15 protein-coding genes are annotated in these 14,201 nt (G+C 59.6%); 6 read left to right on the forward strand and 9 right to left on the reverse strand.

All coding sequences use genetic code 11. The annotated features are described in order from the left end of the window. Positions 1 to 78: 78 nt before the first annotated feature. Positions 79 to 1,326, forward strand: coding sequence for a threonine ammonia-lyase (ilvA, locus tag ASD32_RS26125; RefSeq protein WP_060640933.1), 1,248 nt, complete (start codon positions 79 to 81; stop codon positions 1,324 to 1,326). On the opposite strand, the gene ASD32_RS26130 is transcribed toward ilvA, so the two are convergent. Further along, positions 1,289 to 2,008 (reverse strand): alpha/beta hydrolase, encoded by a 720-nt coding sequence (locus ASD32_RS26130; protein ID WP_162252704.1) that lies wholly within the window; start codon positions 2,006 to 2,008, stop codon positions 1,289 to 1,291. The genes ilvA and ASD32_RS26130 overlap by 38 nt on opposite strands. A gap of 351 nt (positions 2,009 to 2,359) precedes the next feature. On the opposite strand from ASD32_RS26130, the gene ASD32_RS26135 reads away from it, so the two are divergent. Then, complete coding sequence (locus ASD32_RS26135; protein ID WP_060640935.1) at positions 2,360 to 2,677, forward strand: HlyU family transcriptional regulator; 318 nt, start codon at positions 2,360 to 2,362, stop codon at positions 2,675 to 2,677. 200 nt (positions 2,678 to 2,877) lie between these two features. Continuing rightward, the gene (locus ASD32_RS26140) at positions 2,878 to 4,122 is read left to right on the forward strand and encodes a GGDEF domain-containing protein (protein WP_060640936.1); all 1,245 of its coding nucleotides are present in this window, start codon (positions 2,878 to 2,880) and stop codon (positions 4,120 to 4,122) included. A gap of 8 nt (positions 4,123 to 4,130) precedes the next feature. Here ASD32_RS26140 and ASD32_RS26145 read toward each other — a convergent pair whose 3' ends face one another. Next, positions 4,131 to 4,592, reverse strand: coding sequence for an Lrp/AsnC family transcriptional regulator (locus ASD32_RS26145; RefSeq protein ID WP_060640937.1), 462 nt, complete (start codon positions 4,590 to 4,592; stop codon positions 4,131 to 4,133). Between the two features lie 154 nt (positions 4,593 to 4,746). On the opposite strand from ASD32_RS26145, the gene ald reads away from it, so the two are divergent. Next, positions 4,747 to 5,865 carry an alanine dehydrogenase gene (gene ald / locus ASD32_RS26150; RefSeq protein ID WP_060641021.1) on the forward strand — a complete coding sequence of 373 codons (1,119 nt, stop codon included), beginning with the start codon at positions 4,747 to 4,749 and terminating at the stop codon, positions 5,863 to 5,865. A 47-nt stretch (positions 5,866 to 5,912) separates the two neighbouring features. On the opposite strand, the gene ASD32_RS26155 is transcribed toward ald, so the two are convergent. The 5 genes from ASD32_RS26155 to ASD32_RS26175 form a co-directional block, all read right to left on the reverse strand. Continuing rightward, positions 5,913 to 6,383: a DUF1203 domain-containing protein gene (locus ASD32_RS26155; RefSeq protein WP_060641022.1), complete on the reverse strand. Its 471-nt coding sequence runs from the start codon at positions 6,381 to 6,383 to the stop codon at positions 5,913 to 5,915. 81 nt (positions 6,384 to 6,464) lie between these two features. Further along, entirely contained in the window at positions 6,465 to 7,031 is a 567-nt protein-coding gene (locus tag ASD32_RS26160) for a GNAT family N-acetyltransferase (RefSeq protein WP_060641023.1), read from the reverse strand. Between the two features lie 5 nt (positions 7,032 to 7,036). After that, positions 7,037 to 7,891 (reverse strand): 3-mercaptopyruvate sulfurtransferase, encoded by an 855-nt coding sequence (gene sseA / locus ASD32_RS26165; protein ID WP_060640938.1) that lies wholly within the window; start codon positions 7,889 to 7,891, stop codon positions 7,037 to 7,039. Between the two features lie 4 nt (positions 7,892 to 7,895). Next, positions 7,896 to 8,642, reverse strand: coding sequence for an alanyl-tRNA editing protein (locus ASD32_RS26170; RefSeq protein WP_060640939.1), 747 nt, complete (start codon positions 8,640 to 8,642; stop codon positions 7,896 to 7,898). A gap of 7 nt (positions 8,643 to 8,649) precedes the next feature. After that, complete coding sequence (locus tag ASD32_RS26175; RefSeq protein ID WP_060640940.1) at positions 8,650 to 9,690, reverse strand: cysteine synthase A; 1,041 nt, start codon at positions 9,688 to 9,690, stop codon at positions 8,650 to 8,652. 302 nt (positions 9,691 to 9,992) lie between these two features. Here ASD32_RS26175 and ASD32_RS26180 point away from each other — a divergent pair, with 302 nt between their 5' ends. Then, a complete protein-coding gene (locus ASD32_RS26180; RefSeq protein WP_060640941.1) occupies positions 9,993 to 10,640 on the forward strand; it encodes a ChrR family anti-sigma-E factor in 648 nt (215 codons plus the stop codon). Positions 10,641 to 10,750: 110 nt separating this feature from the next. Continuing rightward, positions 10,751 to 11,593 (forward strand): SDR family NAD(P)-dependent oxidoreductase, encoded by an 843-nt coding sequence (locus ASD32_RS26185; protein WP_060640942.1) that lies wholly within the window; start codon positions 10,751 to 10,753, stop codon positions 11,591 to 11,593. Positions 11,594 to 11,608: 15 nt separating this feature from the next. On the opposite strand, the gene ASD32_RS26190 is transcribed toward ASD32_RS26185, so the two are convergent. Together ASD32_RS26190 and ASD32_RS26195 are read right to left on the reverse strand one after the other, a co-directional pair. Next, positions 11,609 to 12,949, reverse strand: coding sequence for an MFS transporter (locus ASD32_RS26190; RefSeq protein WP_082546940.1), 1,341 nt, complete (start codon positions 12,947 to 12,949; stop codon positions 11,609 to 11,611). Next, positions 12,942 to 14,195, reverse strand: coding sequence for a cyclopropane-fatty-acyl-phospholipid synthase family protein (locus tag ASD32_RS26195; protein WP_060640943.1), 1,254 nt, complete (start codon positions 14,193 to 14,195; stop codon positions 12,942 to 12,944). Before ASD32_RS26195 ends, ASD32_RS26190 begins: the two co-directional genes overlap by 8 nt. Positions 14,196 to 14,201 lie beyond the last annotated feature (6 nt).

The raw sequence follows: 14,201 nt of genomic DNA on the forward strand, positions 1-14,201 counted from the left end.
GATGAATAGATGTAGTTTCCCCGGCGGCCTTGTGGCATAGGCAGGGCGAGACGAACCCAAAGCGAAAGACCGCATTCCATGAAGCAGGATGTTGATAATGCCGTTGAGGCTTTGCGTGCGCTGTTCCCGGCAACGCCGCTGCAACTCAACGATCACCTGAGTGCCCGTTACGGGGCTGCGATCTATCTGAAGCGCGAAGACCTGTCGCCGGTGCGATCCTACAAGATCAGGGGTGCGTTCAACTTCTTCCGCAAGGTCATCGAGGCCGGTGGAACCGGAAAGACCTTTGTCTGCGCTTCCGCCGGCAATCATGCCCAGGGGTTTGCCTTCGTCTGCCGCCATTTCGGCGTCCCCGGCGTGGTCTTCATGCCGGTGACGACACCGCAGCAGAAGATCGACAAGACCCGGATATTCGGCGGCGAGTTCATCACTATCAAGCTGGTCGGCGACTTCTTCGATCAATGCTATCAGGCGGCGCGCGATCATGTGGAGCGGATCGACGGTGTCATGGTGCCGCCCTTCGACCACGCCGATATTATCGAAGGCCAGGCGACGGTAGCAGCCGAGATGATCGAACAATTGCCGGATGGCGTGATCCCGGACCTGGTGATCATGCCCGTCGGCGGCGGTGGGCTCTCCGCCGGGATGACCGGCTATCTGAAAGACCGTATCCGGCCGGAGGCCTTTATTTTTTGCGAGCCGGAGGGCGCGCCGAGCCTGCGCCGCAGCCTGGAGACAGGCAAAGTGGTGACGCTCGATCAGGTCGACAATTTCGTCGATGGCGCCGCCGTCGGGCGCATTGGTGACCTGAATTTTGCAGCCCTCAAGCATTTCTCTACAGGGCAGGTTTTGCTTCTGGCGGAAAATGCAATCTGCGTGACGATCACCGACATGCTCAATGTCGAAGGCGTCGTGCTGGAGCCGGCGGGTGCTCTGTCGATCACCGCGCTGGAGACGCTTGGCCGCGAGGCGCTGGAGGGCAAGACCGTCGTTGCCGTGGTTTCGGGCGGTAATTTCGATTTCGAACGGCTGCCGGATGTCAAGGAACGGGCGATGCGGCATGCGGGTCTGAAAAAGTACTTCATCCTGCGGATGCCGCAACGTCCCGGCGCGCTGAAGGATTTTCTCGGTCTGCTCGGGGAAGAGGACGATATCGCCCGCTTCGAATATCTGAAGAAGTCGGCGCGCAATTTCGGCTCGATCCTGATCGGCATCGAAACCAAGCATCCGGAGAATTTTCCACGGCTAAAGGCGGCCTTCGACCGCGCCGGGCTGCACTATCAGGATATCACCGATAATGAAATCCTGGCCAATCTGGTGATCTGATTGTATGATTTAAATCATATGATTGATCGTTTTTATTAAACCAATCTATGATATCTGCTGCGAGCCTCTCCGTCGTCTCCGGCGACAGGGCGTCGCCTGCAACCACGTGACCATGGGGATCGCCGATCGCGCCGGGGTCCAGCATCGTGACAGAGCCGCCCCAGCGGGCGGCGACTGTGGATGTTTGCCGCGCATCGACCACCTGATCGCCCGCAGATTGGATGAACAGCGCCGGTGTTGTTATCGTTTCAAAGCGAAGTGCGCGGGCTTGCTTCACCAATGACGCGACCGGCAGCAGGGATGAGACCGGATAGTCCGTTGTCCAATAGGCAGCGTGAAGCGCGTTCATGGGCAGGAAGGACCGCTGGCGGCCAAGGATGACGCGGGCGCTGAGACCGGCAAATGGCGCCGTCAACAGGAACGCGGCACGGCCCTTGAGCCGGAAATTCGGAGCGAGGAACACGGCAGATTTGACGCGCGCGGCCAGACGCTTCTGCGACAGGGCGAGAGTGGCCAGCGTCGCGCCGGTCGAGGTTGCGATGATCAGCGTGCTGGAGCCGATCAGGCCGGCGATATCCAGTGCTTCGCGCATGTCGTCCTGCCATTGAGCCACAGAGGCTTGCGCCATCGCATCGCCACTGCGGCCGTGACCATTCAAGCGCGTGTAGAACAGGTTGGCCACCGAGCGCCCTGGCCACCAGATCGGGCAGGGGCCGAACCTCGCCTTTGGACGCCGAAAATCCATGGATATAGACGATGGCAAGCGGTGTTTTCTGCCTTGTAGCCGGGTCGGCCCAGACGACCTCTTTCGCCAATCCCGGTCGGATATCGGGATAGGCTGCTTCTCTCGCGGTCAGATAGGCATCCACCTCGTCGGCCGAGCCGGGCGCGGTTGATCCGGTGACCGGTAAATCCGGCGTCATGCTGGCCACAGTGCCCCTATCATTTCATTTTTCCGCCAACCCGCATGTGGTTTCCGGATAGGCGAACTTTAGTCTTTGACAGCCCGGTTTGCCATGGGTAAGTCTTTCGCATGGCTTCATTCCTGTCAAAACTGTTTGGTCTTTCCAAAGCCTCCGGCACCGAACCCGCTGCGTCTTCCGGCAAGACGGAGACCTATGGCGACTGCCTGATCCGCGCCACGCCGATGCGTGAGGGTTCCCAGTTCCGGCTGGCCGGTTCGGTGGAAAAGGAAATCGAGGGCGGCGTTCGTGTCCGCACGTTCATCCGCGCCGACGTTTTCACATCGGAACAGGACGTCATCGATGCGACCTTGCGCAAGGCGCGCCAGATCATCGATCAGCACGGCCAGTCGCTGTTTGCCGACGACGTTGCTTCGCGCCAAGTCTGATTCTCTTCATCCGGGGATGGTGCCACACGGACTGTCATCGGGACAGGCTATGGTGCCGCGACGTCTAAATCGGCAAGTATTCAACCTTTGCGGTGCTTGCCCTGAGCTTGCCTCCTGAAAAGCGGCAGCAAAACCCTAAACGTTTCTTTAAATTTGCCGCCTATAGATTCGCACAGTGAAATTCGAGTGAATATCCGGCGATGACCAATGTAATGCTGTTTCTCTGCGAAGGCCTTGTCTACGTCGCAGTCATGGTCACATTGCTGCATCTGCGCCATCGTCTGGGTCTTGGCGTCTTCATCGCAGCCCTTGGCGTACTGCATTTCATCGAAACCTATCTGGCCGCTGTTTTTTACGTGCAATTGCCGTTCGGGGTGATTTCGCCGGGCTCTGCCGTGTTGTTTGCCGGCAAGTTGATGATGATCCTGCTCCTTTACGTGAAGGAGGATGCGGCAACGGTTCGCCAGCCGATCTACGGCCTTCTGGCCGGCAATTTTCTCACCGTGGCGCTTGGCCTGCTCCTGCAGTTGCACCAGACCGTTTCAGCCGTGCCCAATCGCAGCGCCGACCTTGCCTTCATCGACGAGATGGGCTGGCTGATGCTGTGGGGGACATTGCTGCTCTATCTCGATTCGTTGCTGATCATCCTGCTTTACGAGCGGATCGGCCGCTGGATGCGTGGGTTTCTCACGCTGCGTTTTCTCATCTGCGGCGTCGTGGTGCTCACCTTCGACCAGGCCGGCTTCTATCTGGCGCTGCATGCGCTCAACGATGCTCCGGCCGAGGTCTTCTGGGGCGGCTGGATTGCCAAAATGGGGGCGGCGGTCGTCTATTCGCTGATTCTCGGTGCCTACCTGCATTTTTCCAGTCATTCGGTGCTCTCCGTCCTGCGTCAGCCGATCGGCGACATCTTCAACACGCTGACATTCCGGGAGCGCTACGAGGACCTGCTGTCGAAGTCGGGACGCGACATGCTGACCGGCGTGCTCGATCGCAGCCGTTTCGAGTTCGAGGCGCCAAGGCTGATCCGCCATGCGGTGGCGTCTGGCGGCGTCATCAGTCTGATCATGATCGATGCCGATCATTTCAAGAGCATCAACGACCGCTTCGGCCATCTCGAAGGCGACCGGGTGCTGAAATCCATTACCGACGCCATTCAGGCGGGCCTGCGCCCGAACGATCACCTTTTCCGCTACGGTGGAGAAGAATTCGTTGTGCTTTGCGACGGCCTGGATCACGGCAACGCCTTGTCCCGCGCCGAACAATTGCGGCTGCGTGTCTTCAGCGATGTGATGGCGTCCGATCAATCCGCCATCACCGTCAGCATCGGCGTTGCCTCCACGCCCGTTGACGGAACGACGACGCGCGATCTGCTGTCGAAAGCGGACCTGCGGCTCTATGAGGCCAAGCGCCGGGGCCGCAATTGCGTGGTCGGAAACGCCTGAGAATTCGGTCAGACACCGACATTTGGCCGGTCGATGATTTCCCGCAGCGAAAAGCTGGAATTGATCTTGACCACATGGGGCAGGGCCGAAAGCCAATCCCGGTGGATGCGCTCATAATCCTCAAGGTCCTTGGCGGCGACCCGTAGGATATAGTCGTATTCTCCCGACATCAGATAGCAGACGAGCACATTCGGACAGAGTTTTACCGCCGCCTCGAACTCGGTCAGCGTCTTCGCAAACTGGCCCGACAGCGAGATGTGGACGATCACCATGATGCGGTAATCGAGCGCCTTGTGCGACAGGCGGGCGTGATAGCCGCTGATGACGCCGGTTTTTTCCAGAATATCGACCCGCCGCGAGCAGGCGGAGGCTGACAGGCCGATCTTTTCGGCAAGCTCCGCATTGGCGATCCGGCCGTTCTGCTGCAGAATCCGCAGGATTGCAGCATCAATTGCATCCATTGCCGCCAATCGAATATCCTTCGAATTTTTCTGTCATAACGCAATAATCTTCGGAAGATTACGATAATTCCCCGTCATTTCGCAAGGACATGCGGCGATCTTTCTGTTTCGCTACGCGGGTCAAATAACGATGGCGAAAGCCGCAAATGAGAGGAACGCGAAGATGCGTGTCGGTTGCCCGAAGGAAATCAAAAACCATGAATATCGTGTCGGTCTGACGCCCGGGTCGGTGAGGGAATATGTGGCGCATGGCCACGAAGTGATCATCGAAACGAAGGCGGGCGCAGGCATTGGCGCCGAAGACGACAGCTACCGGGCGGCCGGCGCGAAAATCGTTGCCACAGCCAAGGATGTCTTTGAAAAATCCGACATGATCGTCAAAGTCAAGGAGCCGCAGCCTTCCGAATGGGCGCAGCTTCGCGACGGTCAGATTCTCTACACCTATTTGCATCTTGCGCCCGATCCGGAGCAGACCAAGGGCCTTCTTGGCTCCGGCGTCACGGCGATCGCCTATGAAACGGTCACCGACGATCGCGGCGGACTGCCGCTTCTGGCGCCGATGTCGGAAGTTGCCGGGCGTCTGGCCATACAGGCAGGTGCTACGTCGCTGCAAAAGGCGAATGGCGGCCGCGGCATCCTGCTCGGCGGTGTTCCCGGCGTCTTGCCCGCCAAGGTTACCGTCATCGGCGGCGGCGTCGTCGGTCTGCATGCGGCGCGCATGGCGGCCGGTCTCGGTGCGGATGTCAGTATTCTCGACCGCTCCATTCCACGCCTGCGCCAGCTCGACGATCTCTATGCCGGGCGCGTCCACACCCGGTTCTCGACCATTGATGCGCTGGAGGAGGAAGTCTTTGCTGCCGATCTGGTGATTGGCGCCGTGCTGATCCCCGGTGCCGCAGCGCCAAAGCTGGTAACACGCGAAATGCTGTCGGGCATGAAGAAGGGCGCTGTCATTGTCGATGTCGCCATCGACCAGGGCGGCTGCTTCGAGACCTCGCATGCAACGACGCATTCCGATCCGACCTATGAGGTCGATGGCATCGTGCATTATTGCGTCGCCAATATGCCGGGTGCGGTTCCGATCACGTCTGCGCATGCATTGAACAATGCGACGCTCTATTACGGTCTGCAATTGGCTGACCGGGGCCTGAAGGCGATTGCCGAAGACCGGCATCTGCGCGCCGGGCTGAATGTCCATAGAGGCCGCGTCACCAACAGGGCGGTCGCCGAGGCGCTTGGCTATGAGAGCCACGCCCCGGAGGCCGTGCTGATGATCGCCTGACCGGAACACGCAGTCTTTCATGGGGCCGGTGAATTCCGGCCCCATTTTCATGCACGCTCGATCCGGCACTGGTAACAATTGTTGCGGGCCGAGCGGACATGGACATAGGCGATGTCCGACCTCTCCAGCAGCTCGGCTGCCCTTGCATCGATGGCGTCAACCGGGGTCACGGCGCCGGTACCATAAACGATGCGGTCGTCGGCACTGTAGCCACGCAGGAGATAATCCTTGCTGGTGGTGAGGATCGCCGGGACGGATGTTTCTTCGTTATAAGCCTCGCAGTCTTGCGCGTGCAGAAAGACAGGCCCGGTCTCGGCATAGGGCTGGAGATCGGGGAAGGGACGATAGGCAATGATCAGATAGGGATCGCCTTCGGCAATATTGGCAAGGCAATGGCGGCACGGCATGCCCTGGCCGTCGGAGACATGCAGTTCGGGCCTGAGGCCATAGGCATCCGGCTCGCGGCGGCGGTAGCGTGCCGCAAGATCGCTCGGCATCGGCTTGTATCTGAGCTTGATCATCGGTTTCTCCTTGTTTCGATAAAGGAGAAACTAACACTCACCCAAAACCGCAGACACCCGATTCTTGCAGCGCTATAATCAGAGGCTAAGGGCGAATTTCAGGAGTTCGTCATCACTCAACGGCTGAACCGACGCGTCATGCGTGGAGACCGGGGAAAAGCCGAAACGCTGGTAGAGTTGCAGCGCGCGCGGATGATCGAGCGTGTTGGTCGCGACGCGCACCGTGGTCGGATTAGAATTCCAGGCGGCGTATAATGTCTGCAGCAGGAACCATTTGCCGAGCCCCAGCCCGAGCGCGTGTTCGAACATGCCGAAATGCGACAGCTCGACACTGTCCTCGTCCACCTGCAGCAGTTCGAAAAAGCCGGCGGGCGCTCCGTTGACATAGAGGACTGTTACGGTATTGCGCTTGTCATGCAGGACGCCGGCCAGATCGGCATCGCTCATCCGCAAACGGTCGACCCAGTTCCAGCGCTTGCCCACCTGCAGATAGAGAAAACGATAGAAGGGCAAGGGAATTTCCGGCACGCGCATGATCGCGGTCTGGATATTGACCGGGACCGGAAGGCTTTGCTTGGGCGGTGCGGTCATTTCCAGTTCGGTGACGCGAACGGCGAGCGGTTCGGTTGTTGTGTTCTCGGCCATGCTGATCATTCTTTCCCGGTCGCGACCGGTGTATCTGCCCGGCTGCCCCATTCGGACCAGGAGCCGTCATAGAGCGTATTTTCGGTATGACCCAGCGATTGCAGCGCCAGCATGATGATCGCAGCCGTGACGCCAGAACCGCAGGAGGTCACGACCGGCTTGTCGAGATCGATACCCGCAGCTTCGATCGTTGCGCGCAATTCGTCGAGCGGTTTCAGCTTGCCGCCGGTCGAGAAGACACCCGAAGGCAGGCTTTTGGCGCCGGGCATATGGCCGGACCGCATGCCGGCTCTCGGTTCGGCCTCGTCGCCGGTAAAACGCGCGGCACCACGGGCATCGGCAATCTGGCGGGAGCCAGATTCGACGATGTCGCGCATCTGCGCGAACGAGGTGACGGCGTCTGCATCGAACTGCGGATGGAATGTTGCCGGCGCAGGCACTGGGACCTCGGTGGTGACAGGACGGCCCTCGGCCTTCCAGCCGTCGAAACCGCCGTCCAGCACGAAGACAGACTTTGCGCCCATCGTGCGCAGCAGCCACCAGACGCGCGGCGCGGTGAAGATGCCGGGGCCGTCGTAGACCACAATCGTGTCGGTCTCGCTGATGCCAAGTTTGCCGACGGACGCGGCAAACGATTCGGGCGAGGGGATGGTGTGGGGCAGGCCGCTGGTCAGGTCGGCAATGGCGTCCTGATCGTAGAAGACGGCGCCGGGAATATGGCCCGCAGCGTATTCAGCTTTCGGATCCCGCTTCTGTGCCGGCAGGTACCAGGCGGCATCGAGGATCTTGACGGACGAATCGGCGAGCCGCTGCTCAAGCCAGTCGGCGGAAACGACGAAAGCGCTTTTCTGTTCGGTCATCGATTTACTCTCCGGTGGATGTGGCGTCCGGCGTGCCGAAACGGATGCGGAAACGCCGGTTTTCCTTGCCCTTCTTTTCGATCTTGGCGATGTAGACAGCGCCGACCTCCTGGGTCTCGGAGACATGCGTGCCGCCGCAGGGCTGGCTGTCAACAGACGCGTTGTCACCGATGCAGACCAGGCTGACACGGCCAAGACCGATCGGCGGGCGGACATTCTTCGATTTGACGATATCGGGATTGGCAGCCAATTCCGCGTCGGTGATCCATTGCAGGTAGATCGGGTGGTTGCCATCGACGAGCGCCATCATCGCAGCGGTGACCGCGTCCTTGTCGATGGTTTCGCTCATGTCGAAATCGACGCGGCTCTCGTCCTCGCCAACGGCCGCACCCGTGATCGGAAACTGGCAGACGACGGAGAGCAGGTGGCAGGCCGTATGCATGCGCATCAGCTTGTAGCGGCGCGGCCAGTCGATATGCAGCACCAGCTTTTCGCCGACCAGCGCGGGCGGTTGTTCGGCTGCCGGAACATGGATGATGATGTCCTTGGTATCGCCATGACGGGTGATGGCGATTTCGATGCGGCTGCCGTCGGCGCGCTCGAAAAAGCCGCTATCGCCGGGCTGTCCGCCCGACGTTGCGTAAAAACAGGTCTGATCGAGTTCGATGCCGCCGTCTTCCCGAATTCCCGTGACGATCGCCTCCGTGGTTGAAAGGTAGAAATCGTCGCGAAAAAGGGCAGTCGTTGTCATGAGATGCTTATCCGGCGGGTTCGTATGGGACTGTTATTCCGGAATTGCGCGTCAGCCAGGCCGGTACGGGAAGGCCTTTGGACTTCAGAAATGCCGGATTGAACAGTTTCGACTGATAGCGGTTACCATAGTCGCAGAGGATCGTCACGATGGTATGTCCCGGTCCCAGATCTTTTGCCAGCCGAATGGCGCCGGCAATGTTGATACCCGTCGAGCCACCGAGGCAGAGACCTTCTTTTTCAACGAGATCGAAGACCAGCTGAACGGCTTCGGCATCCGGAATCTGATAGGCGAAATCCGGCGTGAACCCTTCGAGATTTGCGGTGATGCGGCCCTGTCCGATGCCCTCGGTGATCGATGAGCCCTCCGACTTCAGTTCGCCATGGGCGTAGAAATTGTAGAGTGCTGCGCCTTCCGGATCGGCGATGCCGATCTTGATGTCCGGGTTCTTCTGTTTCAGGCCGAGCGCGACGCCTGCCAGCGTGCCGCCGGAACCGACCGCGCAGATGAAGCCGTCGACCTTGCCATCGGTATCGCGCCAGATTTCCGGCGCCGTGGTTTCCACATGGGCATCGCGGTTGGCGACATTGTCGAACTGGTTGGCCCAGATCGCGCCATTCGGCTCGGTCTTTGCCAACTGCGCTGCAAGACGGCCGGACAGTTTCACGTAATTGTTGGGGTTCTTGTAGGCGACAGCGGGAACCTCGATGAGTTCGGCGCCGAGAAGCCGCAGCGCATCCTTCTTTTCCTCGCTCTGTGTCTCGGGGATGACGATCACCGTACGATAGCCGAGCGCCTGGGCGACGAGCGCCAGACCAATACCGGTATTGCCGGCCGTGCCTTCGACGATCACCCCGCCCGGCCGCAACGCTCCGGACTTTTCGGCGTGGCGGATGATCGAGAGTGCTGCGCGATCCTTGATCGACTGGCCCGGATTAAGAAACTCCGCCTTGCCGAGAATGGTGCATCCGGTTGCCTCAGATGCGCCCTTGAGGTGGATCAGCGGCGTGTTGCCGATGGCATCGAGAACGGAAGGCAGAACGGGCATGATAAAACCTCTTGGCTGCGAATGGTTGCGCAGGGGAACCCTGGCGCCGGTGACAATTTTAACGGGACATGCAGGAACTGCCTAAGCCACATAAATGCGGGCAGCGCAACATGCCGTAATGCTAGCGTCTTTTCGCCCTACACACGCGTTGAAGCAAGAAATAGCGTTTCAACCCGGCGCTGTCGCGGGCAAAATTGACCCAAAATAGCCAGGGGCGTTTCGTTGACACGGTGATCCATTTGTTGCCCCTTGGCGTAATGGGGCAATCGTTTCCGTTACGGCAAAACAGGTGAAGACAATCTATGGCTGATTTTCAGCTGGATACAGTGGATGCCCTGATGGCACGCTATGCAGCCGGCATTCTGCCGGAACCGGCACGCGTTCTCGTCGAGGCACATCTCGAAATGCAAGCTGCCAACAGGCCCAAGGTCGCCGAGTTCGAAACGGTTGCCGGTGATATTCTGGAGCAGATGGAGCCGGTGTCTCTGACGTCGCGGGACGAGGCGCTGAGAGCCATATTTTCCGCTGCCCCTCTATACCTGGCGGATGCGTCACCGCAGCAGCCGGTCAATGCATTTTTCCCCAAGGCCATTCGCGATTTTGCCGGGCTCGATGCGGCAGACATTCCCTGGAAAAGAAAGCTTCCGGGGTTTAAGGAATACAGCCTTGGAAAAATCGACGGTTGCGATGTCAGCTTCTTCTGGCTGAAGCCCGGACGAACCGTTCCAGCCCATACGCATGAGGGCTACGAGCTGTCGCTGGTTCTCGACGGCGCCTTCAACGATACGCGCGGACGCTTCGTCAAGGGTGACATTTCGGTGGCGGACGAGAGCATCGACCATCGTCCCGTGGCGGAGGCCGAATGCCCCTGCATCGGTTTTGCCGTCTCCCAGGCGCCGCTGAAACTGACCGGTTCATGGCGGCAATTGCTGGGCGACATGATCGGTTGATCATTCTGCCGAACAATGGCCCGAATGCGGGAACAAACTCAATTTCAATGCGTATTGTTTGGTGATCCCAAAGTTTCGGGCTCCGCAATGAAGCAGCGAAAGGAAATCCCATGACCGATTTTGTCGCACACCCCGAGATGGGTCTGGCCTGGGTCACGGGAGCAAGTTCCGGCATCGGCCGCGCCTTGGCGCTGCGGCTGGTCAAGGACGGTTTCAATGTGGTCGTTACGGCACGCGACCATGAAAAACTGGTCAAGCTGCAGCATGAATCTCCCGGTCCCGGCAAGATCATCGTGCTTGATGGCGATGTCACCGATCCGCGGGATATGGAACGGATTCTGGCTGCGATCGAGTATGAGCACGGTCCGATGGCACTGGCGGTGTTGAATGCCGGCGTCTATGTAGCCGTGCACGGCGAGGACCTGCACCGGGAGGATTTTGAAAAGACGTTCGCCGTCAATCTGCATGGAACCGTCAACTGTCTGCTGCCTGCAGTACGGCATATGAAGGCGAGGGGGCATGGCCAGATCGCCATCGTCTCTTCCGTGACCGGCTATGGCGGCCTGCCGACCAGTGCGGCCTATGGTGCGACCAAGGCGGCGTTGATCAACATGGCGGAAAGCCTGAAGTTCGATCTCGATAAGGTCGGCGTCCGCCTGCAGATCATCAATCCCGGCTTTGTAGAAACGGACGCGACGGCAAAGAACGAGTTCCCGATGCCGGCCCTTGTCAGCGCCGACGTGGCTGCCGACCGGATTGCGGACGGCCTGAAATCCAGCGGCTTCGAGATTACCTTCCCCAAGCGTTTCACCTATGTGATGAAACTCATCAACCTCTTGCCCTACGGCCTATATTTCTGGCTGGTCAACCGGGCCACGGGATGGAAGACGCGGCCGCTGGTCACAGGCGCTCCTCCCGTCGAGATCCTGGAGCGGGATCCGCAGGCGGTGTGATGATCGCAGTCGCAGTCATTGGCGGATGCGCGATTGCAGGGTTTTCTGCGCCGCCTCGTCCAGCGGAAAATTCCACATCAGCGCGATCGCTGCGAGTTTGAGCGCAATGGGAACCCAGGCATAGATCGCGGCCAACGCAAACAGCCCGGTTTCGGTATTCTGTGCTGCAGGAGCGGGATCAAATCCGAAAACACTCAGCAGCGGAAAGACGACGCCGACCCCGGCCGCCAGCGACAGCTTTGTGGCAAGCCCCCAGGCTGCGAAATAGAAGCCACTGCGCTGATCGCCTGACTCTGCGGTATCAGCATCAATGACGTCAGCCTGGATCGACGCCGGCAACGTCAGATCGAAACCGAGCAACAGTCCGGTGAGGGCACAGATCAACGCGAAGGACACAAGTGCGCCCGCTGGTAGCAGCGGTGCGGCAGAAAAAATCACGCAGGCGGCGATCATGGCGATTGCCCATGCACGGTGCTTGCCAAGCCTTCGCGCCATCAGCGCGGCGAGCGGTATGCCCGCGACGGCGCTCAGGAAATAGAGAAACAGCAGCGGTCCGCGCATATCCGGCAGTTGCAGCCGTGCCGAGACAAAATAGAGAAACAAAGTCGCCGGAATGCCGTTAGCAAGACCGTTCAGAAAGAAGGCAGCAATCAGCCGCAGGAAGGGCCGGTTACGGCCGAGATAGGAAAGCGCCTGCCGCAGCGGCAGGGGTTTTCGCGTCAGGTTGGCGGGTTCCGGAACGATCCATACGGTCAGACCGCCGAAAGCGAGAAGCGTCACCGCGACCGTGATGCCAAGGACCGCGAGGCCGGAAAATCCGCGCTGTTCAAACCCGATGGCGAAGGGAAGCACGATCGCAATGAGAGTGCCAGCGAGTGTCAAGCCTTCGCGGGCCGAGGTCAGCCGCGTGCGGCCATGATAATCGGAGACGAGTTCGGCGCCCCAGGCGGAATAGGGCACGACGGCGAGCGTGAAGCCCAGCGAGGTCATCATGCCCCACCCCGTCAGCCACGCAATACCTGCGCCGTCCGCAGGCCAATAGAGCATGAGCGCCGAGAGGGCGGCAACAGGCAAGGATATCAGGAAAAGCAGCCGGCGGCGGCCGAAGCTCGGATTGATCCGGTCGGCCGCATAGCCCGCCAATGGATCGGTTATCGCATCGAACAGGCGCACCAGCAAAAGCGCCCAGCCGACCGAGGCAATCGGCAGGCCCAGCGTTTCGCTATAATAGGTTGGAACGAGAGAATAAAGCGGAAGGCCCAGCGCTGCGAGCGGCGCTGCGGGCAGGGCATAGGCAAACAGCATCCGGCGGCTGACCGGCGTTCCGGCGCCGCCGCCGGTTGCGGGATTATTCATACACGATCTGTCGGACGTCGATGTTCTTTGCCCTGAAACCGGCTTCGCAATAGAACAGGTAGAATTCCCAGAGCCGCTTGAAGCGGATATCGAATCCGAGCGGTTCGACCTTGTCCCAGACGCTCCAGAAGCGTTCGCGCCATTCGGCAAGCGTACGGGCATAATCAAGCCCGAACCCGAAATCGCCACTGATCTTCAAACCCACCTTGCGTCCGAGCTCGATCAGATGTTCGCGTGTCGGCAGCATGCCGCCGGGAAAGACGTATTTCTGGATGAAATCGGGATTTGCGCGGTATTCCTCGTAAGCTTCCGGCTTGATGGTGATGATCTGCAAGGCAGCCTTGCCACCCGGCTTCAGGCAGCGTTGCAACTGCGAAAAATAGGCAGGCCAGTATTTTTCGCCGACGGCCTCGAACATTTCGATGGAAACAATCCGGTCATATACGCCCGTCTCGTCGCGATAATCCTGGAATTTGATATCGACCTTATCGGAAAGACCAGCGTTTTTCATGCGCTCGTTGGCGAAGGCCAGCTGTTCGCGGCTGATCGTCAGCCCCGTCACCTTGCAGCCGATTTCGCTGGCCGCATATTCGGCAAACCCACCCCAGCCGCAGCCGATTTCCAGCACATGGTGGCCGGCCTTGATGCCGGCGGCATCCGCCAGCGCCTTATACTTGGCGCGCTGGGCCGATTGCAGGTCGTTGGCGCCCGTCGAATAGAGCGCGGAGGAATAGGTCATCGTCGGATCGAGCCATTCCTTGTAGAAGGCATTGCCGAGATCGTAATGGGCGGAAATGTTCTTTTTCGATCCGGATTTCGTATTGGCATTCATCCAGTGGCGGAATTTTTCGACAAGCCGCAGCACGCCGCGCGCGCCATTGGAAAAATTACGGCCGACATCTGTATTGACGAGAAAGAGTTCGAGAAACGCCCCGACATCCGGGCTATCCCAGTCGCCGTCCATATAGCTTTCAGCAACGGCGATCGTGCCGCCGGTCAGCGCGCGCTGTGGTAAATTCCAGTTGTGCAAGGTAATGGACGCGACGGGACCCTGCGCCTTGCCTTTGATCACCACCGTGCGGCTATCCGGTAATGTCAGCTTCAGACATCCCGCCTGCATATGGACAAGTCCGCGCAGCACCATCTGAGCTTTTGCGGGTAATCCTTTGACAATGCGTGATAAATTCTCAGCTGAAAGACGCTCGCCGTCCTTCGGGTCACAATAACCGGTGCCTGCTGGGCTCATTCGACA

Origin of the sequence: Rhizobium sp. Root483D2 (assembly GCF_001426685.1) — a bacterium.
Taxonomy (GTDB): domain Bacteria; phylum Pseudomonadota; class Alphaproteobacteria; order Rhizobiales; family Rhizobiaceae; genus Pararhizobium; species Pararhizobium qamdonense.